Source organism: Vibrio sp. 811, assembly GCF_033339195.1.
Genome location: NZ_JAWOUB010000011.1, coordinates 87,367 through 112,704, shown reverse-complemented (window position 1 = coordinate 112,704; position 25,338 = coordinate 87,367). Strand labels below are relative to the sequence as shown.

The 25,338-nt window shown below is 44.3% G+C and carries 22 protein-coding genes; 14 read left to right on the top strand and 8 right to left on the bottom strand.

What is annotated here, in order from left to right; genetic code table 11:
* Positions 1–21: 21 nt before the first annotated feature.
* Positions 22–471, bottom strand: coding sequence for a ferric iron uptake transcriptional regulator FcrX (fcrX, locus tag R7Q46_RS16520; RefSeq protein WP_005382141.1), 450 nt, complete (start codon positions 469–471; stop codon positions 22–24).
* 200 nt (positions 472–671) lie between these two features.
* Between fcrX and R7Q46_RS16515 the strand changes: the two genes are divergently transcribed.
* Positions 672–1,175 carry a DUF4442 domain-containing protein gene (locus tag R7Q46_RS16515; protein WP_005382144.1) on the top strand — a complete coding sequence of 168 codons (504 nt, stop codon included), beginning with the start codon at positions 672–674 and terminating at the stop codon, positions 1,173–1,175.
* Positions 1,176–1,227: 52 nt separating this feature from the next.
* Here the strand turns inward: R7Q46_RS16515 and fldA are convergent, their stop codons facing one another.
* From fldA to R7Q46_RS16500, 3 genes are all read right to left on the bottom strand, one after another.
* Positions 1,228–1,761, bottom strand: a complete 534-nt coding sequence (gene fldA / locus R7Q46_RS16510) for a flavodoxin FldA (protein WP_005382146.1) — start codon at positions 1,759–1,761, stop codon at positions 1,228–1,230.
* Positions 1,762–1,809: 48 nt separating this feature from the next.
* On the bottom strand, positions 1,810–2,031 hold the full coding sequence (locus R7Q46_RS16505; protein WP_318077618.1) for a DUF2788 domain-containing protein: 222 nt from the start codon (positions 2,029–2,031) through the stop codon (positions 1,810–1,812).
* Between the two features lie 112 nt (positions 2,032–2,143).
* Positions 2,144–2,911, bottom strand: a complete 768-nt coding sequence (locus R7Q46_RS16500; protein WP_017634814.1) for an alpha/beta fold hydrolase — start codon at positions 2,909–2,911, stop codon at positions 2,144–2,146.
* A gap of 92 nt (positions 2,912–3,003) precedes the next feature.
* Here R7Q46_RS16500 and seqA point away from each other — a divergent pair, with 92 nt between their 5' ends.
* The gene (seqA, locus tag R7Q46_RS16495; protein ID WP_005382149.1) at positions 3,004–3,546 is read left to right on the top strand and encodes a replication initiation negative regulator SeqA; all 543 of its coding nucleotides are present in this window, start codon (positions 3,004–3,006) and stop codon (positions 3,544–3,546) included.
* Positions 3,547–3,638: 92 nt separating this feature from the next.
* On the top strand, positions 3,639–5,285 hold the full coding sequence (pgm, locus tag R7Q46_RS16490) for a phosphoglucomutase (alpha-D-glucose-1,6-bisphosphate-dependent) (RefSeq protein ID WP_170893754.1): 1,647 nt from the start codon (positions 3,639–3,641) through the stop codon (positions 5,283–5,285).
* A gap of 61 nt (positions 5,286–5,346) precedes the next feature.
* On the opposite strand, the gene R7Q46_RS16485 is transcribed toward pgm, so the two are convergent.
* Positions 5,347–6,120, bottom strand: coding sequence for a DUF1853 family protein (locus R7Q46_RS16485; protein ID WP_033906915.1), 774 nt, complete (start codon positions 6,118–6,120; stop codon positions 5,347–5,349).
* Positions 6,121–6,351: 231 nt separating this feature from the next.
* Here R7Q46_RS16485 and R7Q46_RS16480 point away from each other — a divergent pair, with 231 nt between their 5' ends.
* Positions 6,352–7,110, top strand: coding sequence for a Nif3-like dinuclear metal center hexameric protein (locus tag R7Q46_RS16480; RefSeq protein ID WP_033906914.1), 759 nt, complete (start codon positions 6,352–6,354; stop codon positions 7,108–7,110).
* Between the two features lie 92 nt (positions 7,111–7,202).
* Here the strand turns inward: R7Q46_RS16480 and R7Q46_RS16475 are convergent, their stop codons facing one another.
* The gene (locus tag R7Q46_RS16475) at positions 7,203–8,492 is read right to left on the bottom strand and encodes a citrate synthase (RefSeq protein ID WP_005382163.1); all 1,290 of its coding nucleotides are present in this window, start codon (positions 8,490–8,492) and stop codon (positions 7,203–7,205) included.
* 396 nt (positions 8,493–8,888) lie between these two features.
* Here R7Q46_RS16475 and sdhC point away from each other — a divergent pair, with 396 nt between their 5' ends.
* The 8 genes from sdhC (at position 8,889) to sucD (ending at position 18,598) form a co-directional block, all read left to right on the top strand.
* A complete protein-coding gene (gene sdhC, locus R7Q46_RS16470; protein ID WP_017634811.1) occupies positions 8,889–9,281 on the top strand; it encodes a succinate dehydrogenase cytochrome b556 subunit in 393 nt (130 codons plus the stop codon).
* Positions 9,275–9,619 carry a succinate dehydrogenase, hydrophobic membrane anchor protein gene (gene sdhD / locus R7Q46_RS16465; protein ID WP_005382169.1) on the top strand — a complete coding sequence of 115 codons (345 nt, stop codon included), beginning with the start codon at positions 9,275–9,277 and terminating at the stop codon, positions 9,617–9,619. Before sdhC ends, sdhD begins: the two co-directional genes overlap by 7 nt.
* Positions 9,620–11,386 carry a succinate dehydrogenase flavoprotein subunit gene (sdhA, locus tag R7Q46_RS16460; protein WP_213871776.1) on the top strand — a complete coding sequence of 589 codons (1,767 nt, stop codon included), beginning with the start codon at positions 9,620–9,622 and terminating at the stop codon, positions 11,384–11,386. It abuts the gene before it with no gap.
* Between the two features lie 15 nt (positions 11,387–11,401).
* Positions 11,402–12,112, top strand: a complete 711-nt coding sequence (locus R7Q46_RS16455; RefSeq protein WP_005382174.1) for a succinate dehydrogenase iron-sulfur subunit — start codon at positions 11,402–11,404, stop codon at positions 12,110–12,112.
* A gap of 171 nt (positions 12,113–12,283) precedes the next feature.
* Positions 12,284–15,109: a 2-oxoglutarate dehydrogenase E1 component gene (gene sucA / locus R7Q46_RS16450; protein WP_017634810.1), complete on the top strand. Its 2,826-nt coding sequence runs from the start codon at positions 12,284–12,286 to the stop codon at positions 15,107–15,109.
* A 28-nt stretch (positions 15,110–15,137) separates the two neighbouring features.
* Positions 15,138–16,346 (top strand): 2-oxoglutarate dehydrogenase complex dihydrolipoyllysine-residue succinyltransferase, encoded by a 1,209-nt coding sequence (odhB, locus tag R7Q46_RS16445; RefSeq protein WP_005382177.1) that lies wholly within the window; start codon positions 15,138–15,140, stop codon positions 16,344–16,346.
* A 213-nt stretch (positions 16,347–16,559) separates the two neighbouring features.
* Positions 16,560–17,726 (top strand): ADP-forming succinate--CoA ligase subunit beta, encoded by a 1,167-nt coding sequence (gene sucC / locus R7Q46_RS16440; RefSeq protein ID WP_005382179.1) that lies wholly within the window; start codon positions 16,560–16,562, stop codon positions 17,724–17,726.
* Complete coding sequence (gene sucD, locus R7Q46_RS16435; RefSeq protein ID WP_005382181.1) at positions 17,726–18,598, top strand: succinate--CoA ligase subunit alpha; 873 nt, start codon at positions 17,726–17,728, stop codon at positions 18,596–18,598. The genes sucC and sucD overlap by 1 nt, the downstream gene beginning before the upstream one ends.
* A gap of 119 nt (positions 18,599–18,717) precedes the next feature.
* Here the strand turns inward: sucD and znuB are convergent, their stop codons facing one another.
* Both znuB and znuC read right to left on the bottom strand, forming a co-directional pair.
* Positions 18,718–19,503 (bottom strand): zinc ABC transporter permease subunit ZnuB, encoded by a 786-nt coding sequence (gene znuB, locus R7Q46_RS16430; protein ID WP_005382183.1) that lies wholly within the window; start codon positions 19,501–19,503, stop codon positions 18,718–18,720.
* Complete coding sequence (gene znuC, locus R7Q46_RS16425) at positions 19,496–20,284, bottom strand: zinc ABC transporter ATP-binding protein ZnuC (protein ID WP_005382185.1); 789 nt, start codon at positions 20,282–20,284, stop codon at positions 19,496–19,498. Before znuC ends, znuB begins: the two co-directional genes overlap by 8 nt.
* Before the next feature lie 78 nt (positions 20,285–20,362).
* Here znuC and znuA point away from each other — a divergent pair, with 78 nt between their 5' ends.
* Together znuA and R7Q46_RS16415 are read left to right on the top strand one after the other, a co-directional pair.
* Complete coding sequence (znuA, locus tag R7Q46_RS16420; protein ID WP_033906913.1) at positions 20,363–21,250, top strand: zinc ABC transporter substrate-binding protein ZnuA; 888 nt, start codon at positions 20,363–20,365, stop codon at positions 21,248–21,250.
* 202 nt (positions 21,251–21,452) lie between these two features.
* A complete protein-coding gene (locus R7Q46_RS16415; RefSeq protein ID WP_318077617.1) occupies positions 21,453–24,830 on the top strand; it encodes a helix-turn-helix domain-containing protein in 3,378 nt (1,125 codons plus the stop codon).
* Positions 24,831–25,338 lie beyond the last annotated feature (508 nt).

Here is a 25,338-nt window from a genome sequence, read left to right as displayed (position 1 = left end):
ACTTTTTAAATTAACAAACCCTTATTTTTTCGGTTTGTGTGCATCTGGATTATCTTTACAACCACCATCGCTACACTTGCCGTACAAGTATAAGCTGTGGTTTGTTAGTGTGACATTGTACTTAGCTGCAATCTCTTTTTGACGTTCTTCAATAAGATCGTCAGAAAATTCAATTACCTCACCACAGTCTAGGCACACTAGGTGGTCGTGGTGATGTTGAGTCGATAATTCGAAGACTGACTTTCCACCTTCAAAGTGGTGACGAGTTACAATACCAGCATCGTCGAACTGGTTTAGAACTCGGTAAACAGTTGCTAGGCCAATTTCTTCACCTAGATCAATCAACTTTTTGTACAAATCTTCAGCACTGATGTGCTGGCAGTCTGGCTGCTGAAGTACTTCTAGAATTTTTAGCCTCGGAAGGGTTACTTTTAAACCCGCATCCTTCAGCGCCTGATTATTATCTGACATATACTTTCCCGTTGGATCATCTGCAGCGATTTAACAGAATTCAATCTTCCTACCATTATAGGATAAGCGTTCGGAACATTAAACCACGAACTTCAAAGGGTTAATAGAATCTTTTTGTAAATTAGAAACAGGTCTATTATATTACAGCTCTGACCAGTTACAATTATGTAACATTAAGCTTGGAGAGGGCAGAGATAGCGATGAATAGGCGACTAGCGAAGATATACAAACCAGGAATTGTAAAGTTCGCACTCAATATTTGGCCTCCTTTTTGGGGGGCGGGTATTAAAATCTTACATATTTCTCAAGACTTCCGTACTGTAAAGGTACGTTTAAAGCTTCGCTGGTGGAATAAAAATGCCAATCGCACCCAATATGGCGGCAGTATTTTCTCTTTAACTGATCCTATTTACTCGTTGATGCTGATGGGGATTCTACGAGAGGAATATTATGTGTGGGATAAAGAGGCAAGCATTAACTTTATTAAGCCGGGGCAAAGTGATTTGTTTGCAGAATTTGAGGTCACTGAAGGGATGCTGGAAAACATTTATCAAATGACACGGAATGGAGAAAAGTGTTTTCCTGAGTTTATTACTCATGTAAAAGATAAACAGGGGAATGTGGTTTCAGAGGTTCAACGCAAGCTTTATGTAAGAAAGAAACCTCAGTATCGCGAAGAGGAAGTACTTACCGATGCTGTGTGACAATACATACAAAAAGACCTCCAAGTGGAGGTCTTTGCATCATTCAATTTGATTAGCCTTCTAGCTCAGCTAAACACATCTCTTCATAGATCTGTTTAACCCAGCTTTCAACACGCTCGTCAGTCAATTCTGGTTGGCGGTCTTCATCAATACATAGACCTACGAATTGGCTTTCGTCACCTTCAACAAGTGCTTTAGACGCTTCAAATTCGTAGCCTTCTGTCGAGGTATGGCCAAGAATTGTGCCGCCTTTAGACTCAACGATATCACGGACTGTGCCCATCGCGTCACAGAAGTATTCTGCGTAGTCTTCTTGGTCGCCACAGCCAAAGATAGCCACTAGCTTAGTAGAGAAGTCGATTTGCTCAAGTTCAGGGAAGAAGTCATCCCAATCACATTGTGCTTCGCCGTAGTACCAAGTTGGGATACCTAGAAGAAGAAGATCGAAGTTATCAATGTCTTCTTTGCTGCTTTTCGCGATGTCTTGAACGTGAACTAGATGTTTACCTAGTTGCTTTTGAATCATCTTTGCAACGGCTTCAGTATTACCTGTGTCGCTACCGAAGAAGATACCTACACTTGCCATAGAGTCTATACCTTTACATTGTTTGTTATTGGCGATGCTACTAAGGGTTTAACCTAACCCTGAGCCTTCCCAAGTTAGCTGAATTACACCTTTTGCAATAAAGCCAGCACAGCCTAGGAAAAGGACTAACCACACAATACGACGACCAAAAACAGGTACATTGCCTTGCTTTAGCACATCTTTTATCGCCATCCCGATGAAAAAAAAGATAGCAGCAAAAAGAAGATCGAGCCCAACAGACTCGAGCATATCCATATAGTCGTAAAGCATTTTAGCCCTTCATGCCGAAAAATCTTGGGCGCACTATACCACTGTTAAACGGTAAAGTTAATGCACTACAAGAAGGGTTATTTCAATAATCTAGTGTTGCTTTTCGAATTTGTTAACTCGAAATGTATTTTCGAATGACTCTCATTACTTCTGTCGGTTTCTCGGCGTGTAACCAGTGACCAGTGCCAGCGATAATGTGTGCTTTAGCATGGTTAAATTGTCGCTTCACTGCCGGCTGATGTTCTGGCATTAAGTAGTCAGAGTCGCCGCCTTTGATAAACAAAGTTGGGATATCTGTTGGTGTGATTTCTTGCCAGCCAATAATTTGGTCATAATTATCAAAAAGGCTCGGTACGTTAAACCGCCAATCCATCTTATCGCCATTTTTGTACAGTGATTTAGAGAGAAATTGTCTTACACCATCGAGTTCAATATGTTGAGCTAGGATATCCATGGCTTGCTGTCGATTTGCTGGTTTTTCATTAATAACAGCATGTAAGCCGTTAAAAACATTATCGTGACGGTTCGTAGTGTAGGCAACAGGCGCCATGTCGAGAACGACTAACTTCTTGACTACATTTGGAGCAATGTCCACAAGAGCCATCGCGACTTTTCCGCCCATGGAGTGCCCAATAACAATAGATGGCTCAACGTTTAAGTGCTGAAGGAGCTGAGCCACATCTTTTGCCATATCGGTATAGTTATGGACTTCGGAGTGGAAAGAGAGGCCGTGATTTCTCAGATCAATACTGATCACCGTGTGATCTTTAATAAGATCGCGGGCGAGTAGACCCAGATTACTTAAACTACCAAACAATCCGTGAATCAAAACAACTGTTTGGCCTTGGCCTTCCTGCTTATAGTTGAGTAATGCTGACATTTTATCTTATTCGTGATGGGTTTAACGTGGAGTATCCGCGTGGATCTCGTTATAATCCCCCAGAGTTTAAACATTGAGAATGTGAAAAGCGAATGAAAACAATTGAGGTTGATGAGGATCTATACCGTTATATAGCTAGTCAAACTAAGCATATCGGTGAAAGCGCCTCGGATATTTTGCGACGCCTTTTAAACCTTGATGGTCAGTTGCAGGAAGCTAAAGCCGCGCCTGTAGTAGAGAAGCCACAAGGGATTGTAGTAAGTAAAGATGCGGGTAAAACGGAATCTGTTGATGTAGTGAAAGAAATGCGTTCGCTGCTTATTTCTGATGAGTTTGCCGGTCTAAAAAAAGCGATTGATCGCTTTATGTTGGTATTATCGACCTTACATAAATTGAATCCAGAAGGTTTCGCCCAGGCTACGAATGTAAAAGGACGCAAACGCGTGTACTTTGCAGATAATGAAGAAACCTTGCTAGCAAACGGTAATACGACCAAGCCAAAAGCCATTCCTGGCACACCGTTTTGGGTTATCACGAATAACAATACAAGTCGTAAAAGACAGATGGTTGAACAAGTGATGGCACACATGGGGTTCCAACCTGACTTAATAGAAAAAGTAACAGGTTCAATCTAAGAAACCTGATAGAAGCCTCATAATGCGTCGCAGTGAGCGGATATTATGAGGCTTTTTTAATTTTATTTGTATTTAAAGAAAGGATGTCAAACATGGCTATGCACCCTCGTGCTGGGCAAAAAGCGCAGCAGGAAGATCTTCACAATATCCCAGCACTCGTTGCTAACTACTTCTTACTTCAACCAGACGCGGCAAACGCAGAACACAAAGTTCAATTTGGTACTTCTGGCCACCGCGGTACTGCAGACAAGCACACTTTTAACGAAAACCACATTTTAGCGATCGCTCAAGCGGTAGCAGAAGTTCGTGCTGAGCAAGGCACAATTGGCCCGTTGTTTGTGGGTAAAGACACGCATGCGCTATCTGAGCCTGCTTTCTCAAGTGTGATTGAAGTACTGATTGCAAACGGTGTGAAAGTGATTGTCCAACAAGACAACGGTTACACGCCAACACCGGGTATTTCACACGCGATTCTGACTTACAACATCAAACACGATGAAAAAGCAGACGGTATCGTTATTACCCCATCACATAACCCACCACAAGACGGCGGTATCAAATACAATCCGACACATGGTGGTCCTGCAGAAGCTGAGTTGACTCAAGCTATCGAAGATCGTGCGAACGAATTGATTGCTGAAGGTTTACAAGGTGTTAAACGCCTACCACTAGCAGAAGCAAAAGCATCGGATCTGTTTGTAGAGATGGACTTGGTGAAGCCATACATCGATGACCTGGTGAACGTTATCGATATGGAAGCAATCCAAAAAGCGAACCTGAAGATTGGTGTAGATCCATTGGGTGGCAGCGGTATCGATTACTGGCGTCAAATTGGTCAGGCATACAACCTAGACCTAACGCTAGTAAGTGAATCGATCGATCCTTCTTTCCAATTCATGTCGCTAGATAAAGACGGCGTTGTGCGTATGGACTGTTCTTCTCCTTACGCAATGGCGGGTCTATTGGCACTGAAAGACGAATACGATTTAGCATTTGGTAACGATCCTGACTACGACCGTCACGGTATCGTTACGCCAAAAGGTTTGATGAACCCGAACCACTTCTTAGCCGTTTGTATTGACTACTTGTACCGTCATCGTGACGCGTGGGGTAAAGACGTCGCTGTTGGTAAAACACTAGTTTCAAGTGCGCTGATTGACCGTGTTGTTGCGGATCTAGGTCGTGAGCTATGTGAAGTGCCTGTTGGTTTCAAATGGTTTGTAGACGGTCTGTACACTGGTAAGTTTGGTTTCGGCGGCGAAGAAAGTGCTGGTGCGTCTTTCCTTCGTAAAGATGGCACACCTTGGTCAACAGACAAAGATGGCATCTTGCTATGCCTTCTAGCAGCAGAGATCACTGCGGTAACGGGTAAGAACCCTCAAGATTACTATGAAGAGCTAGCGGCGAAGCACGGTGAGTCGAAGTACAACCGTATTCAAGCTGTAGCAAATGGCCCACAAAAAGACGTATTGAAGAAGTTGTCACCAGAAATGGTTGCGGCTGAAACTCTAGCAGGTGATGCGATCACTGCTCGTCTAACGCATGCACCAGGCAATGGTGCTGCGATTGGTGGCCTTAAAGTAACGACGGCTAACGGTTGGTTCGCTGCTCGTCCATCAGGCACAGAGGACATCTACAAGATTTACTGTGAAAGCTTCAAAGGTGAAGAACATCTGAAACAAATCGAAGCTGAAGCACAAGAGATCGTTAATCAAGTGTTTGCAGCCGCTGGTTTGTAAAACATCCAATGGTCAATGTATCTAGCAAAGGGTTGATGTGAAAACATCAACCCTTTCATGTTTAAGTGCCCCGAACCGCTTTATCTCCGGGCCATGAATCTGGTACCACAAACCAGAATTGACCGTCTTCCGTTTGTGCGTGTATGAATCGATCTAAAGGCTTTTCAATAGGTTGAGAGAAATCGTCTGTACCGGTCGCCCAGCATGGTTTATGTAAATGATAAAGGGGTTTACCAATTAAATCCCATTGACGTTGATAGCACCAGTAACCACTAATCTGACTTGGATTTAATTCATAACCCAAGCACTCCTTAGGAGTTGGCTCTGGAGTAAACGGATTAATATAGAGTCGTCCTTGCATCATTAGGCGCTCTTCTGGAGAGTCGTTTAAAGGAATTATTTTTTGAAATTCCGGGCGATCGCTCATTTTCAGCTGATGCGTGAGCATTCTATCCAATTTTACATGTAACTGGTCGTGAGCATTCGGGCCATACCAAATGCCGTTGTAAAGAAGATAAAACTTAATCGCCACTTCCCAATGTTCTATCTGATTTGATTCTGTATTCCTCAACACTAAATCGACAGCACCAATGGTCTTACCTTCCGCGTCGTTTAACTGAATTTCTTCGGCAATAATCTGATATCGTTCTGAATTAGAAAGAGCCGCAGTGCATAGGTGCTGATATAAAAAACCCAGTCTCGGATTACCATTGTATTGTTCTGAGCTATTCAAAGGTTTGACCGAGATATCTTCTAAGGTTGCAAACGGAGGGGTTAACTTGAAAAGCGGAGGTGAAGTGGCGATCCATTGGTAAAAGCGTTGCAGTTGGTTCATCCGTATCCCTAAATTTATGGTGAGGCGACAAGCTTTGTTATTGTAACTAAATTTGCTTTTGAGGGTAGGGTGGCTAGCATCGATATTAGGGTTCGAGATACACTTTAAAGACCTAAATGATATCAAGGTGCCAGATGTCAAAACGTTGTTGTATCAACTAGGTTGCATTCTTTCGTCTGATTCCATCAAGAGGTTATTTAGGTTTACATGCGCTAGAAATTGGAAGTAATAATGAATAACTTAAAGCTAGAACAGATTCTTAATGACAAACTGTCACCGCAGTTAATTAAAGATTACGCACCAAATGGGTTACAGGTAGAAGGGAAATCAGCGGTGAAGCGTGTTATCACTGGCGTAACCGCCTCTCAAGCCTTAATCGATAAAGCGATTGAGCTTAATGCAGACGCATTGCTTGTTCATCATGGCTATTTTTGGAAAGGTGAGCCTGAGCCAATTCGTGGCATGAAAGGTAAACGAATTCGTAGTCTGATCAAAAACGATATCAACTTATATGGTTATCACCTTCCTCTAGATATTCATCCAGAGCTAGGCAACAACGCTGAATTAGCTCGCTTACTTGAAATCGAAGTAGAAGGTGGGCTTGAAGGGCACCCTCAGTCAGTTGTTATGTTTGGGCGCTTGAAAAAGCCGATGTCTGGTGTTGAATTTGCGAGTAAGATCAACCAAGTTCTTGATAGAGAGCCTCTGCATATCGCTCCAGAGAATACCGATAAGATGATTGAGACAGTCGGCTGGTGCACTGGTGGAGGGCAGGATTTCATTGAACTTGCTGTACAGCACGGGCTGGATGCATTTATCTCTGGAGAAATTTCAGAGCGCACCACTTATACCGCTCGTGAAATGGACATTCATTACTTTGCTGCAGGTCATCATGCTACTGAGCGTTATGGTGTTCAGGCCTTAGGCAAATGGCTAGCGGATGAATATGGCCTACATGTGGAGTTTATCGATATTGATAATCCGGTTTAGCGTTCTCCATTAATAACGTTAAACGCAAAAAAGAAAAAAGGGTTGAGACGAAAATCTCAACCCTTTTGTTTGTCTATCTTCGTACTAAAAGATCATTCACGTTCGTGAAGTGGAGAAAACTCACGTTGTGTTTCGCCAGTGTATAGCTGACGAGGACGACCGATGCGGTTCAGTGGATCGCTGTGCATTTCGTTCCAGTGAGCAATCCAGCCGATGGTACGAGAAATCGCGAAGATAACCGTAAACATAGAAACTGGAATACCAATCGCTTTAAGAATGATACCTGAGTAGAAGTCTACGTTCGGGTACAGCTTCTTAGACACGAAGTACTCATCAGAAAGCGCAATGCGCTCAAGTTCCATTGCAACGTCTAGCAGAGGGTCTTGAATGTTTAGCTCTTTGAGAACTTCATGACACGTTTCGCGCATTACTGTCGCACGTGGGTCGTAGTTCTTGTAAACGCGGTGACCAAAGCCCATTAAGCGGAATGGGTCATCTTTGTCTTTCGCGCGGTCTACATATTCAGGGATGTTATCGACGCTGCCAATCTCTTCTAGCATTCTCAAGCAGGCTTCGTTTGCACCACCGTGAGCAGGTCCCCAAAGGGATGCAATACCAGCGGCAATACATGCAAATGGGTTCGCACCAGAAGAGCCAGCTAGGCGTACAGTTGATGTCGACGCATTCTGTTCGTGATCCGCGTGTAGAGTGAAAATCTTATCCATCGCACGGGCAACCACAGGATTTACTTCATACTCTTCGCAAGGGTTTGCGAACATCATATGCAAGAAGTTCTCAGCGTAGCTAAGGTCGTTACGAGGGTAAATAAATGGCTGACCGATAGAGTATTTGTAACACATCGCCGCCAGTGTTGGCATTTTTGACAGCAGACGGTACGCTGCAATTTCGCGGTGTTCGTCGTTGTTAATGTCAAGAGAGTCGTGATAGAAGGCTGCAAGTGCTCCAACTACACCACACATTACCGCCATTGGGTGAGCATCGCGTCTGAAGCCATGGAAAAAGCTTGCGATTTGCTCGTGTACCATTGTGTGACGAGTAACGGTCGTTTTGAATTGCTCGTATTGTTCTCGGGTAGGGGCTTCACCATAAAGAAGGATGTAACATACTTCTAAGTAATCTGCGTTATTGGCTAATTGATCAATCGGGAAACCGCGGTGCAAAAGAATACCTTTGCCGCCATCGATGTACGTGATTGATGATTCACAAGATGCAGTGGCAAGAAAACCTGGGTCAAAAGTAAAGTAACCATTGGCTCCCAGCTTACGAACGTCAATTACAGGTGTACCTAGCGTACCGTCCATAATTGGCAGTTCGATTGGCGCTTGACCTTCAACATGAAGGGTCGCTTTCTTATCCGCCATAACAATCTCCTTTGTTTATTATTTAATCCGTCCAGGATGTTTATGTGCCATTTTTGTACTGTTGTTAAAGCTTAAAGTCAATTTTTCTCCATCTTTGTGTGCACTTGTTATGATTTTTCTCATGAAAATCGTTAAAAATCTGTTCTATGTAGCATAATTTGTTACACCAATTGTATTAGAATGTTGCTCGCCGTATATTGGCAAAGAAAATTTTAGTTAAATCCTTATAAATTCGGGGCTAGAAACAAAGAGTGAGGTTTGTTGCTGGATTCCGTTTGTTAACAACTTGTTTACAATTATCTGAGTGGTTACTCGCGATATTTGTTAAATAGATGTTAACTTTTGTACGTTTGGAAGCTGAAATTGGTTATAACAATAAATGCTCAATGGAGCTGAGTGAGCAAGCCCGTGAAAGAAAGAAAGTCAAGACCTGTTAATTTAGATTTACAGACCATCCACTTTCCTATCACAGCAATCGCATCCATCCTACACCGTGTGTCTGGGGTAATTACGTTTGTTGCGGTGGGTATATTACTGTGGTTACTATCCATTTCTCTGTCATCCCCAATGGGTTTTATGGAAGCCGCTGACATCGTCGATAGCTTCTTCGTAAAATTCATCCTGTGGGGAATTCTTACTGCACTTGCCTACCACATCGCAGGTGGTATCCGTCACTTATTGATGGATCTAGGTCACTTTGAAGAACTAGATTCAGGCACGATGAGCGCTAAAGTCGCGTTTGGTGCAACAGCAGTATTATCATTATTGGCGGGGATCTTGGTATGGTAAAACACGTATCTTCATTTGGTCGTAATGGTGTACACGATTTCCTACTAATTCGTGCAACTGCAATCATTATGACGCTATACACGATTTATCTGATTAGCTTCTGTGCATTTTCAGATATCTCTTACGCATCTTGGACCCAATTCTTTGGTGGTACCTTCACTAAAGTATTCACCATGTTGGCACTTGTCTCGATCCTGATTCACGCTTGGGTTGGTTTGTGGCAGGTATTAACTGATTACATTAAGTGCGCGAAACTACGTGGCGCACTACAACTTGGTGTTATTGCCGTGCTATTCGGCTATGTCTTCTCTGGTCTATTTATTCTGTGGGGTGCGTAAGTGTCTATTCCAGTTCGTGAGTTTGATGCCGTAGTAATCGGCGCTGGTGGTGCAGGTATGCGCGCTGCACTACAAATTTCAGAACAAGGCCTATCATGTGCTTTGTTGTCAAAAGTATTTCCAACACGTTCTCATACTGTGTCTGCACAGGGTGGCATTACTGTTGCTCTGGGTAACTCGCACAAAGACGATTGGCAATGGCACATGTACGATACCGTTAAAGGTTCCGACTACATCGGTGACCAGAACGCGATTGAATACATGTGTAAAAATGGTCCTGAGTCAGTTATCGAGCTTGAAAAAATGGGTCTGCCATTCTCTCGTTTCGATAACGGTACCATCTACCAACGTCCATTCGGTGGTCAATCTAAAGAGTTTGGTGGTGAGCAGGCTGCTCGTACAGCCGCTGCTGCAGACCGTACTGGTCACGCACTTCTTCACACGCTTTACCAGCAAAACGTAAAACACAAAACAACCATCTTCTCGGAGTGGTACGCTTTGGATCTTGTGAAAAACCAAGACGGCGCAATCATGGGTTGTACTGCGATTTGTATGGAAACGGGTGAAATCTGTTACTTCAAATCAAAAGCAACCATTCTAGCTACAGGTGGTGCAGGTCGTATTTACGCATCGACCACTAACGCGCACATCAACACGGGTGATGGCGTTGGTATGGCACTTCGCGCAGGCGTTCCAATGCAAGACATGGAAATGTGGCAGTTCCACCCAACAGGTATTGCTGGCGCGGGTGTTCTAGTGACGGAAGGTTGTCGTGGTGAAGGTGGTTACCTTCTAAATAAAGATGGTGAACGCTTCATGGAGCGCTACGCACCAAACGCGAAAGACCTTGCTGGTCGTGACGTGGTTGCTCGTTCAATGATGATTGAAATCCGCGAAGGCCGTGGCTGTGATGGTCCTTGGGGTCCACATATCAAGTTGAAACTTGATCACCTTGGTAAAGAAGTACTTGAATCACGTCTACCAGGTATCTGTGAACTGTCTCGTACATTTGCACACGTTGACCCTGTGAAAGAGCCAATTCCAGTAATTCCAACTTGTCACTACATGATGGGTGGTGTACCTACTCAAGTGTCTGGCCAAGCAATTAAGCAGAAGGCCGACGGTAGCGAGATGGAAGTACAAGGCCTTTACGCATGTGGTGAGATTGCTTCTGTATCGGTACACGGTGCTAACCGTCTTGGCGGCAACTCATTACTAGACTTGGTCGTATTTGGTCGTGCCACTGGCTTGCACCTTGGCGAAACGCTAGCAGCGCAAACGGAAGCTCGTCCTGCAACAGAATCTGATATTGAAGCGTCTCTAGCGCGTACTATGCGTTGGGAAAACAGCACTGGTGGTGAAGATCCAGTTCAGATTCGTAAAGACCTACAAGCATGCATGCAAAACAGCTTCTCGGTATTCCGTGAAGGCGATGCGATGGCAACCGGCCTAGAAGAGTTGAAAGTGATTCGCGAACGTTTGAAAGATGCGCATCTAGCGGACAAGTCTTCAGAGTTCAACACGCAGCGTATCGAGTGTCTAGAACTTGATAACCTGATGGAAACCGCGTTTTCAACTGCCGTTGCAGCGAACTACCGTACAGAGAGTCGTGGCGCACATGCTCGTTTCGATTTCCCTGAGCGTGATGATGAGAACTGGCTATGCCACTCTATCTACAATCCGGAAACAGAAGCGATGACTAAGCGTGATGTGAACATGACGCCAACGCATCGTGAAGCTTTCCCGCCGAAAGTACGTACATACTAAAGGGAGGATACGACTATGAAATTAAACTTCTCTTTATACCGTTACAATCCGGATGTGGATACTAAGCCTTACATGAAAGAGTATACCCTTGAGGTAGACGAAGGCTCAGACATGATGGTGCTTGATGCATTGATTCTGCTAAAAGAGCAAGATCCAAGCATCGCTTTCCGTCGCTCATGCCGTGAAGGGGTATGTGGTTCTGATGGTTTGAATATGAATGGTAAAAACGGCCTAGCGTGTATCACACCGTTATCTGCTCTACAAGGCGATAAGATAGTTATTCGTCCACTACCAGGGTTACCTGTCGTGCGCGATCTTATCGTTGACATGACGCAGTTCTATGATAACTATGCGAAAGTTAAACCATTCTTGATTGATGATGGTGCATTACCACCATCACGTGAGAATCTACAATCGCCTGATGACCGTGCGCATTTAGATGGATTGTACGAATGTATCATGTGTGCATGTTGTACAACGTCTTGCCCATCATTCTGGTGGAACCCTGATAAATTCATCGGCCCAGCTGGTCTTCTCGCAGCGTACCGTTGGCTAATTGATAGCCGCGATACGGCAACAGATGAACGTTTGTCTGATCTTGATGATGCATTTAGCGTTTTTCGTTGCCATGGCATCATGAATTGTGTAAGTGTTTGTCCTAAGGGATTAAATCCGACGAAAGCCATCGGTCACATTAAGTCGATGTTGGTTAATCGTTCGGTTTAATTTACTCGCTCTTAGGAATGTCGCAGTGTTGCGGATCACCCGATATGACCGCTTCACTGCTTCAGTAATATTCGAGTAAAGAATACAAAAATTGCCGACCGTATTTTTAGTCGGCTCTTATAGCTCGGCAAAGACCGAAGCAAACGTGAAAACTACTGGTTAAGGGAAAATATGCACAACGGCGTGATGAAGGCATGGCTCGAGTCTTCACACTTGGCTGGCGCCAATGCAACGTATGTAGAGGACCTCTACGAACTGTATCTAAGTGATCCCGATCTGGTAAGTGAGGAGTGGAAACGTGTTTTTGAAGGCTTGCCTAAGCCATCAGAAGAAGTGGCAGAACAACCACATTCACGTGTCCGTGACTACTTCCGACGACTCGCTAGAGAAACAAAGCATTACAATGTCCAAGTTAGTGACCCAGATGTCGATGCAAAACAAGTAAAAGTTCTACAGCTAATCAACGCATACCGTTTCCGCGGGCATGAAGCTGCAGAATTAGACCCACTAGGTCTATGGCAACGCCCAACCGTGGCGGAGTTAGACCCTGCTTTTCATAATCTTACCGAAGATGACTTCGAAGAAACTTTCAACGTAGGTTCTTTTGCTGTTGGGCAAGAAACCATGAAGTTGAAAGATATCTATGAAGCCCTCAACAAAACTTATTGCGGTTCCATCGGTGCTGAATACATGCACATGACTGACACAGAGCAAAAGCGTTGGATTCAGCAACGCCTTGAGTCTGTCGTAGGCCAGCCATCATTCAACAAAGATGAGAAGCGCACATTCCTAGAAGAGCTAACAGCCGCTGAAGGTTTGGAGCGTTACCTCGGGGCGAAATTCCCAGGTGCAAAACGTTTCTCTTTAGAAGGTGGTGATGCGCTGATTCCGATGACGAAAGAGTTGATCCGTCATGCGGGTACAAGTGGAATGCGTGAAGTGGTTATCGGTATGGCTCACCGCGGTCGTTTGAACATGCTGGTGAACGTACTTGGTAAGAAACCTCAAGACCTGTTTGATGAGTTCGCAGGTAAACACGACGAAACTTGGGGTACGGGTGATGTGAAATATCACCAAGGTTTCTCTGCTGATTTTGCGACTCCAGGCGGTGATGTTCACTTAGCACTTGCATTTAACCCATCGCACCTAGAAATCGTAAACCCGGTAGTCATGGGCTCAGTTCGAGCACGTCAAGACCGCTTGGGTGATAATCAAGGTAGCAAAGTACTTCCTATCACCATCCACGGTGATTCTGCAATCGCTGGTCAGGGTGTGGTTGCCGAAACGTTCAACATGTCTCTTGCTCGTGGGTTCCAAGTTGGTGGTACGGTACGTATCGTCATCAACAACCAAGTAGGCTTTACGACGTCTAATCCTCGTGACACGCGTTCTACGATGTACTGTACCGATATCGCGAAGATGGTGCAGGCGCCAATTTTCCATGTAAATGCAGATGACCCAGAAGCAGTTGCTTTTGTTACTCGCATTGCATTGGATTACCGTAACGAGTTCAAGCGCGATGTCGTGATCGATCTTGTGTGTTACCGTCGCCACGGTCACAATGAGGCAGATGAGCCAAATGCGACTCAGCCTTTGATGTACCAGAAAATCAAAAAGCATCCTACACCACGCAAATTGTATGCAGATGTTCTGATCGATAAAAATGAGTCAGATATCGAGACGGCGACTCAGTTAGTCAATGAGTATCGCGATGCATTAGATCGCGGTGAAGTGGTTGTTAAAGAATGGCGTCCAATGGCGTTGCACTCTGTAGACTGGTCCCCTTACTTAGGGCATGAATGGGATATGGAGTGGGATTCAAAATACGACAAGACACGCCTTATTGAGCTAGGCAATCGTCTGTGTCAGTACCCAGAAAGCCATAAACTGCAAAGCCGTGTTAATAAGCTATACAACGATCGTCTAGCAATGATGACCGGTGAAAAAGCTATTGACTGGGGTATGGCTGAAACATTGGCGTATGCTACATTGGTTGACGATGGCAAGCGTATTCGTCTTTCTGGTCAGGACTCGGGTCGTGGTACTTTCTTCCACCGTCACTCGGTTCTTCATAACCAAACCGATGCAAGCACTTACATTCCATTAGCGAATATTCATGACAACCAAGGACCATTCCAAGTCTTTGACTCAGTATTGTCAGAAGAAGCTGTGTTGGCGTTTGAATACGGTTACGCAACAGCCGAACCAGGTGGTTTAACTATCTGGGAAGCACAGTTTGGTGATTTTGCCAACGGTGCACAAGTTGTTATCGACCAGTTTATCTCGTCAGGCGAGCAAAAGTGGGCGCGTTTGTGCGGTCTTACTATGCTTCTACCTCATGGTTATGAAGGTCAAGGTCCTGAGCACTCATCTGCACGTTTAGAGCGTTACCTTCAGCTTTGTGCTGAGCAAAATATGCAGGTTGTGGTTCCTTCAACACCGGCTCAGGTGTACCACATGATTCGTCGTCAGGTTGTACGCCCAATGCGTCGACCTCTCATTGTTATGTCACCGAAATCTTTGCTGCGCCACCCTCTATGTACTTCAACGATTGAAGACTTGGCGGATGGTACATTCCAATCTGCAATTCCAGAAGTAGATGATTTAGAACCAAGCAAAGTGAAACGTGTCGTGTTCTGTGCTGGTAAGGTTTACTTTGACCTACTAGAGCAGCGCCGTAACAACGAGCAAGACGATGTTGCTATCGTGCGTATTGAACAGCTTTACCCATTCCCAATGGAAGAAGTACAAACAGCAATTGCTCAATACACTAACGTTGAAGACTTCGTGTGGTGTCAGGAAGAACCTCAGAACCAAGGTGCTTGGTACTGTAGCCAACATAACTTCCGTGCCGCTATTCCTGCAGGTGCAAATCTTAAATACGCAGGTCGCCCAGCTTCTGCTTCGCCAGCAGTTGGCTACATGTCGGTGCACTTGAAACAACAAAAAGCGTTGGTTGAAGACGCTCTGAACGTGAACTCAAAAACTTCGAATTAAGAACTAGAAGTTAAAGGAAGAAACAGATATGACAATTGAAATTCTGGTTCCAGATTTACCTGAATCAGTTGCTGATGCAACCGTAGCGACATGGCACAAACAACCGGGCGACGCAGTAGAGCGTGACGAGGTTTTGGTTGACATCGAAACAGACAAAGTTGTGCTAGAAGTTCCAGCTCCGGAAGCTGGCGTTTTAGAAGCTATTGTTGAAGCAGAAGGTGCGACAGTACTTTCTAAACAAATCATTGCTAAATTGAAGCCAGGCGCAGTTGCAGGTGAACCAACTGCAGACAAAACAGAAGGTACTGAAGCATCTCCTGATAAGCGTCACAAAGCTGCGCTTAGCGAAGAAAGTAATGACGCACTAAGCCCAGCAGTGCGCCGTTTATTGGCTGAACATGGCTTAGAAGCAAGCCAAGTGAAAGGCACTGGTGTTGGTGGTCGTATTACGCGCGAAGATATTGAAGCGCATCTTGCGAACGCTAAATCTGCGTCAAAAGAAGACTCGCCAGCAGTGGTTGACGTGCCGGCAGCGGCTCGCAGTCAGAAACGTGTTCCAATGACTCGCCTTCGTAAGACAGTTGCTAACCGTTTGCTAGAAGCGAAGAACAACACGGCAATGCTAACGACGTTTAACGAAGTGAACATGAAACCAATCATGGACCTTCGTAAGCAGTACAAAGATCAGTTCGAAGAGCGTCACGGTATTCGTTTGGGCTTCATGTCTTTCTACGTGAAAGCAGTGACAGAAGCGCTTAAGCGTTACCCAGAAGTAAATGCTTCGATTGATGGCGATGACATTGTTTACCACAACTACTTCGACATTAGCATGGCGGTATCAACGCCACGTGGTCTAGTTACACCTGTCCTAAAAGACTGTGACAAGCTTGGTTTCGCTGATGTTGAAAAAGGCATCAAAGAACTGGCTATCAAAGGTCGTGATGGCAAGCTAACGGTAGACGAGCTAATGGGCGGTAACTTCACTATCACAAACGGTGGTGTGTTCGGTTCACTAATGTCTACACCAATCATCAACCCACCTCAATCAGCGATTCTTGGTATGCATAAGATCCAAGAGCGTCCGATGGCAGTGGATGGCAAAGTTGAAATCTTGCCGATGATGTACCTAGCGTTATCTTACGATCACCGCCTAATTGACGGTCGTGAATCAGTTGGTTTCCTAGTAACGATTAAAGAGTTACTAGAGGACCCAGCACGTCTCCTATTAGACGTTTAATATCGCTAAAACGTCTAGTTATCGTAGGTAGCTAGACGTTAAAAATTTCAATGGCTAGACTAGCTCAACGTTTGGCCTTCATTTGAATCCTTCAGTATGAGAACTCATGATAAAGGATTGATTTGAGAAGACCCTACAGACGTACAAGCAGCCAAGACTGCAGCGTTATGGAAATAATAAATCCCTTAAGGGAAAAACAAACGGAATATCGAAATGAATTTGCATGAATACCAAGCCAAACAGCTGTTTGCAGAATTCGGTTTGCCTGTGCCAGAAGGCTACGCGTGTGATACACCACAAGAAGCTTTTGAAGCCGCAGGCCGTATTAGTACAGCCAAGAAAGTAGTTAAATGTCAGGTTCACGCTGGTGGCCGTGGTAAAGCGGGTGGCGTAGAGCTACACGATACAAAAGAAGGCGTTAAAGAGTTTGCACAGAAGTGGTTAGGTAAAAACCTAGTAACTTACCAAACAGACGCAAATGGTCAGCCAGTAACAAAAATCCTTGTTGAAGAAGCTTCAAATATTGCGAACGAACTATACCTAGGTGCGGTAGTTGACCGTGCTAGCCGTAAGATCGTTTTCATGGCTTCTACCGAAGGTGGTGTGGAAATTGAAAAAGTTGCGGAAGAAACGCCGGAACTCATCCACAAAGCAGCAATTGACCCACTAGTAGGTCCACAAGCTTACCAAGGTCGTGAGCTAGCGTTCAAACTTGGTCTTGAAGGCGACCAAATCAAACAATTCGTTAAGATCTTTATGGGTCTTGGCACTATGTTTTCTCAGTACGATCTTGCTCTGCTAGAGATCAACCCACTTGTGATTACTGGTGAAGGCAACTTGCTATGTCTTGACGGTAAGATCAACATCGACTCAAACGCACTGTACCGTCAGCCTAAGCTTCGTGAAATGCACGATCCTTCACAAGAAGATGAGCGTGAAGCACACGCAGCTCAGTGGGAGCTGAACTACGTAGCACTAGACGGTAACGTTGGCTGTATGGTTAACGGTGCAGGCCTAGCAATGGGTACGATGGATATCGTAAACCTACACGGCGGCAAACCAGCTAACTTCTTAGATGTAGGTGGCGGCGCGACGAAAGAGCGTGTTGCTGAAGCATTCAAGATCATCCTATCTGATGACAATGTGAAAGCGGTACTTGTTAACATCTTCGGTGGTATTGTACGTTGTGACATGATCGCAGAAGGTATTATCGGTGCGGTTAAAGAGGTAGGCGTAAGCGTACCTGTTGTTGTTCGTCTTGAAGGTACTAACGCTGACCTAGGTCGCGAAGTTCTTGCTAATTCTGATGTTGATATCATTGCTGCTGAGTCGCTAACTGATGCTGCTCAGAAAGTTGTTGCTGCTGCGGAGGCTAAATAATGTCTGTATTAATTAACAAAGACACTAAAGTAATCTGTCAGGGGTTCACTGGTGGTCAAGGTACTTTCCACTCAGAGCAAGCTATCGCATACGGTACGCAAATGGTTGGCGGTGTGTCTCCAGGTAAAGGTGGCCAAACTCACCTAGGTCTTCCTGTATTCAACACAGTTCGTGAAGCAGTAGAAGCGACTGGTGCAACAGCGACAGTCATCTACGTACCAGCACCTTTCTGTAAAGATGCAATCCTAGAAGCGATTGACGCGGGTATCGAGCTAATCGTAACGATTACTGAAGGTATCCCTACAACAGATATGATCGACGTGAAAGTGAAGCTAGAAGAAACTGGCGTTCGCATGATCGGTCCTAACTGTCCGGGTGTTATCACTCCTGATGAGTGTAAGATCGGTATCATGCCTGGTCACATTCACAAGAAAGGCAAAGTAGGTATCGTATCTCGTAGCGGTACTCTAACTTACGAAGCAGTTAAACAAACCACTGACGAAGGTTTCGGCCAGTCTACTTGTGTTGGTATCGGTGGTGACCCAATCCCGGGTTCAAACTTCATTGATATCCTAAAACTGTTCCAAGAAGACCCTGAGACAGAAGCGATCGTTATGATCGGTGAGATCGGTGGTACTGCAGAAGAAGAAGCAGCAGCATACATTAAAGAAAATGTAACGAAGCCAGTGGTTTCTTACATTGCTGGTGTAACTGCACCTCCTGGTAAGCGTATGGGCCATGCTGGTGCGATTATCTCTGGTGGTAAAGGTACTGCTGAAGACAAATTTGCTGCACTAGAAGCGGCTGGCGTTAAAACTGTGAAATCTCTAGCAGAGATTGGCCAAGGTCTACGTGAAGTGACGGGTTGGTAATCGACCACACTACTTAATAAGTATTAAAAAGCCTGCGATTTCGCAGGCTTTTCTTTTTCCGTTTCCGTGGGTTTATGTTTGTTGTTAGCAAGGTCTTTCGCGTTTAATACTCAATGCGATTATGCTTTGCTTTTAATCAGCTGGCTCAGCATGAATAAGGATGTTGCGCTGATCACTACGGAAGGGCCGGCCGGTGTATCGAAGTGCCATGATAGGCTAAGCCCCATCAGTACTGCCACTGAGCCAATAATGGATGCGAACAATGCCATTTGCTCTGGTGATGAAGAGACTTTACGTGCTGTTGCTGCTGGGATAATTAGGAGCGAAGTCATGATCAACGCGCCAACGAACTTCATACCTACTGCGATTACTACACCCACCATTAGCATTAACACCAATCTAACTAAGTCTGTATTCACGCCCTCAACAGCGGCAAGTTCTTCACTAACAGTGCTAGAAAGCAGTGGGCGCCAGAAGACGTACAAACACGCACTTACCGCAACAACACCTGCGTAAATAAACATCAGATCTTGTGGAGAGACGGCAAGTAAGTCCCCAAATAGGTAGCTCATTAAATCGACGCGCACGTTTTCCAAAAAGCTAACCGATACTAAACCGATAGAGAGTGCACTGTGTGCCAAGATACCTAACAACGTGTCTGTAGCCACAAGTTGTTGCTTTTGCAGAGTGACAAGCAAAACGGCCAGAGCTAAACAGCAGACGAGTAGCGCAAGGTAGAGATTTACGTTGAGCAAGAAGCCCAGCGCTAGGCCCATTAACGATGCATGAGCTAGGGTATCTCCGAAGTAAGCCATTTTACGCCAAACGACAAATGACCCAAGTGGACCGGCAATGATCGCGATACCAATACCAGCAAGAATAGAAGGTAGGAGAAACTCAATCATGATGGTGATGTCCGTGTTTATGGTGGGAGCATGATGTCGCATCACCGCTTACTGGCGTTCCGGATAAATCGTGATGATGGTGCTCATGGTCGTGATGATAAAACGCGAGAGATTCTCTCGCTGCATTGCCAAATAGCGCGATGTAAGAAGGGTGCTGAGTAATAGTGGCAGGTGAACCTGAGCAGCAAACATGGTGATGCAGACAAATAACATCGTCCGTTTTCGCCATCACTAAATGTAAGTCATGCGATACCATAAATACGCCACAATCAAAGCGGTGACGAATGCTCTCAATTAAGTCATAGAGATCGATTTGACCTTGGATATCCACCCCCTGAGCTGGTTCGTCTAATACTAATAGCTGAGGACGCTGAAGCAGAGCGCGCGCCAGTAACACTCGTTGGTTTTCACCACCGGATAAGCGATGCATATTACTATTAAGTAAATGTTCAGCGCCAACAAGCCTTAATGCATCAATGCACTCCTGCTTACTGTATTTTCCTGCTAAATTTAGGAAGCGGGTTACATTCAATGGAAGGGAGTCATTGAGCTTCAACTTTTGAGGAACGTAACCAATTTTCAGTTTTCTTTGTCGGTTCAACTTGCCGCTAGTCGGCTTTTGAAGACCTAAGATAACTTTGACTAACGTTGATTTTCCCGCTCCATTGGGACCAATTAGGGTAGTTATTTTGCCCTTTTCTAATTCCATACTAATGTTATCGAGAACTCTGCGGCCATCGAACTCGACGCATAACTGCTCAAGATGGACTAAGGAAGACATGAATGAAACTCATTTGCAAATCAATAATGTTATAATGTAACATTATCTCACTTTCCACGCCATATCCCAAGTAAAACTATGAAAAGAGCATTAATTCTTGCTGCCTCAGCAATGTTAACACTGCCAGCACAGGCGGTAACGGTACTGACGAGTATCAAACCTATTCAGTTGTTAGTAACAGAGCTTACTCAAGGAGTAACTTCACCAGACGTGCTATTGCAGTCTAACACATCACCCCATGACTATGCTTTGCGTCCATCGGATGTTAAAAAGGTCGCTTCGGCTGATTTGGTTATCTGGTACGGACATGATCTTGAACCGTTTCTAGAGAAAGTTGTTTCGGATAGATCGAATACTTTGACTATTAGTCAAATTCCAAATCTAGAATTGCGTGAATTTGATAGTGAGCACAACCATGACCATGATGGGCACGATCATGGCTCACATGATCCGCACTTTTGGCTAGGTGTAAGCCAAGCACAACAAGTGGCCAAGGCTGTTGTGAATCAACTTGTATCACTTGATCCGGAAAATGCAGCTCAATATCAAGCGAACCTCAAAAAGTTTGAACTCGAGCTAAAAGACACTGACCAACAGATAAAGCAGAAGCTGGCACCAGTAAAAAACAAAGGTTACTTTGTATTCCATGATGCTTACGGTTATTTCGAAGATCGGTATGAACTAAATCAAATGGGGCATTTTACTGTGAGCCCAGAACGCAAGCCAGGAGCGAAGACCTTAATTCAAATTCGTCAAAAGCTAAGTGGTGGAGATGTGGCTTGTGTATTTTCTGAACCTCAGTTTACCCCGGCTGTCGTTCAGAGCGTAATGAGAGGCAGTGATGTCGCTAAAGGCGAGCTTGACCCGTTAGGGAGTACAATTGAAGCAAAACCTGGCAGTTACTTTACTTTTCTCAACAATATGGCGAATAGTTTTGAGCAATGCTTGAACAAAAAGTCAGATTAAGTGCTGTCGTAATGTAGGAGTAGTCTTTTTAACGTGATCCAGTAGTAAGAATTACAACCTTTGGTAAGGCGAGCCTTTTCTCAGAAAGTAATTGAGATATCATTACCAATAATTATCAGCTCAAAATAACCGTATCAATCCATGTTTTACAAACGATGAACGGTCACTTTCAGAGCACAAATTGATACAAAAGGTTTTCGTCTTGCTACGCCAATTAGCCCTTGCTCTGTTGGGCTTTGTCTTATCCTACCAAGCATTTGCGCTTCATAATGCAAATGCAATCTTTTACCCTTTGCCAACTCAGGCAAAGGGTACTTTTATCGCGGCTAAAAAGTTGTTCTTGGGTGAAAAGGGCGGTTTGTGGATTCATGACGTACACGGACGAGTCCTGTTTTACGATGGTCAAACTATATTGCCTAAATCAGGTAGCTTCCTACAAACGTCGGCTAGGCAGTTGGCTTATCATAAAGGTGCTTTTTGGACCTTTATTGAAAATGAGGTCTATCGAACCTATCCAAATCAGGAACGACGTTTAGTCTTTAGTTTAAATCCAGGCTCACAAATAAGAAAAATAGGGTCTTCAAAGAACTATATTTGGGTGAGTGATGGCGCGCATTTCTATACCTACAATATCGACACTAGCGAGTTAAACTCTTTCTCTCTATTGCAGCTCTATCAACATAGTAATAATAGCTACGTTTACATTAATGATGCGGTGCTAGTTGAAACCAAGTGGGCACTAGCAACGACTTCCGGCTTCTATCTTTCTGAAGGTGATAAGTTTGACCATGTCGCTGCCTCAGGTCAAAACTACATTGAGAAAGTCTATTATTCACACACGCGAAGAGAAATTCTGATAGGTACATTGCGTGGCGCTTTAATTTTCAACATTTACCAGCCTGATAAAGAAGTGATTAGAATTGGCGGCTCACATGTTTTGACATTCGCAGAGACAAATCAAGAGTATTGGGTGGGGACCGAGCATGGTCTTTATTTGTACTCATTTTTTTCAGGTGAGGTCACCGAAGTCGCGCCTGCAAGTTTTCTTGAGTTAGAGTTAGATAACACGAAGATTTATTCGTTGTTGAGCGACAATATGGGAGGGATGTGGATTGCGACTAACCAAGGTATTCGTTATTACTCGCTATTTAGTAAAAAATTTGAACGAGTGACCTTTAGTAGTTATGACTCACACACCCTATCAGGACGAATTCGGCAAACTATTGAAGGTCCTGATGGTGCGCTTTGGTTTGCTGATGACCGAAAGATTTATCGTTCAGGAAAGAGTGGGATTAACCAAGTCTTAGAGTTGGAGTCGCAGATCAATGAATTTGCGTTTCAAAACGGTATGCTTTGGCTTGCGACCTCAAAAGGGCTGGAAATATTTGAGCTAAATGGTCTCAACAAGATTACATATCCTTATTTACAGGTTATGGCCGGACATGCCGTAGAGCATGTGACCGTTGATGGTGATGACCGTCTTTGGGTATCAAGCGGATACCATCTTTACAATGTTGATACTGCTGCACGAAGCGTACGAAACTTTGGAAGTGAGTGGCTAGTAAGTCAGTATTTGCCTGCTAAGGTTACGCGCCTATATGATACTGAAGATGCCCTATTAATAGGCACCGATCATGGCGTATACCAATACAGTAATGACAACATCCAGTTTATCCGTTTTTCAGAAAAGTTTGGTGAATCATTAGACATGACCACGGCGGTTGATGGCAGCCAGTGGTTTGCTTCATCTTATGGTGTGTTTAAAACTGATACACGAAGCGATGAAAAACGTGTTGTTGAAATGAGTGAGCCCAACGCCAGACCTGCTTGCTTGATCAGAGACAGGCAAGGTGTATGGTTAGCTTCCTCTGTCGGTTTAAGCTATTACCACCTTTCGGGTGAGTTAGTGAAACATTACTCATCGTCATCAGGCTTAATGAACAATGAGTTCCTCCCTGGTATTTGTAGCGTTATACAGCAGACAGAAGTTGGTGAGCGAGAGCTTGTTCTAGGGTCGAAGTACGGACTCGTAAAAGCAGAAGCATCCAAGCTGCTTGTATCTAATCCCCCAGAGTCTAAGTTTATTGTTAGCCAAGTTGTGCTTGAAAATGAAGTTCTGCAAGTTGGTAGTGCCGATCTGAATGGGCTCACACTGCCATATGGATCTTCGCTGAGTTTTTTATTCGGTGTGATGCCAAAACCAGACAGTCAAAACTTGTACTATCGATTGAACAACGATGACCCATGGCAAACGTTAGAGGGGGGCCAACTGACACTCGAGCACCTTAGTTCCGGTGAATATCACTTGCAGGTCAGTAATGAGTCTCAAGTTGCCGCTGGAGTCGTTGGTTTAGAATCTCACTTTATCGTCCTTCATCCTTGGTATCTATCGCGATTTGCTATTTTAGGCTTTGTCGTAGCTAGTATTGCGGTCGTCGCATTACTTGTTTTCTGGCGCTCTCGCTACGTTGTACAGGCTAACCGTGATCTAGCAGCTCAAGTGACTCTCAAAACGAATCAGTTAAGACATCAAAGTAGAGTGTTGCTTACGAGCAACCAGCAATTACGTAAACAGATTCAAGTTAGAAACCTACTCGTAGACCATGTAGCTCTATCCATAAAATCAAGCGTCGACTTTATTGTGGCGAAACTACCTATGCCTCTGGATACTGCGACGGAGGATCATTTGGCTAAAACGAATTGGCAGTTAAATGAACTCAAAAGTGTTCCAAGTGATGTAAGTGGTGGGAGTCAGAACTATAACTTGAGTCAGATAACTCAGTCAGTGGTTGATGTATGGCAAGATGACTTTGCAAAAGCGGGTATTTTGGTAGAGCTAGAAGATGAGAGCAAGCAGAGCCGGGTTGCTCTGGAAAGTTTTAATCTTGATGTTATTTTCAATAGCATTTTTGCCAATATCATCAAGCGCTCTTTCCGAGGTCAAACGGTTAGAATTATGCTAGAAGAGGGACATGATATTGTGTCATTGAGCTTTCTTGATTACGGGACGCAATTACCTAATAAAGTCGCGACTGGGCTTCCATCTAACTTAAATCACTCTGAGTTGAGTATTGACCACCTTGCCCAACTAGTGACAACGAGTGGTGGTTATTTGGCTGTCTTCTCTTCTGATGCTCAAAACAAAGTCGAGATTACATGGCCATCTGCGAAGGAAAGGAGTTATCTGGATGAACCGCAGCAAGAACTCAATCCTGTAACTATTGCAGAAGATCAAGCCACACCAGAGAAAGAGTGGTTGCAAAAAGTCTATCAATTAGTGGCAGAGCATTACCATGATCCTGAATTTGGCACTGCGTCAGCCGCTAAAATGCTGTATATGTCTGAACGCTCTTTGCAGAGACGTTTTAAATCTGCCTCGTCAAGAACGTTAAAAGACTATGTCACAGAGGTTCGTTTGGAAACGGCGTGTGAAAAGTTATTGGCGGGTGAGAAAATCAGTGAAGTCGCCTTTAACTGTGGCTTTAATGATCCATCTTACTTTAGCCAAAAGTTTAAGCTGCATTTTGGTTTGCCCCCTTCCAAGTTTGCTTTGACTCAAGAAAGCCAAGAAATTAACTAGAAAACCTTCATTATACGCTCCCTAGTTAATAGTTAAGATGCTGGGGAGCTGCATACAGTGCTCTATTATTGCTGCAGTTGCTAACGCAGTAAGTTTCATTGTTTCTTCATCACATCTAGCCTACAAATCCATTCTCAACACGTAAGCACGATCACGTTCTATCTGTTAGTCGCGATGTTCATAGCAATAAGCATAAATGGCTTCAAGAGAATGATTTACTAATAGTTGCAACAAATAAATGACAGTTGTATTGCTGTATCAAAAGAGCGTTGTTCATTTGGGTGAATGATGGTGTGCGACATTCGTGAAAACGAAAACTGTGTTGAAAAGATGAATAAGGTAAAGAAGTTTTGAAAGAGGTGAAAAAAAATATCGTGGTATAGCCGGGGGGACTATACCACGGGTGTCAAGGACACCTTCGCTTGCTGCCGGAGTGACATGTTGCCATGCCACCTCTGGAATTTATTAGAGAGGTTGCCCTCTCGATGGAGTAACTATACGAGAGGTT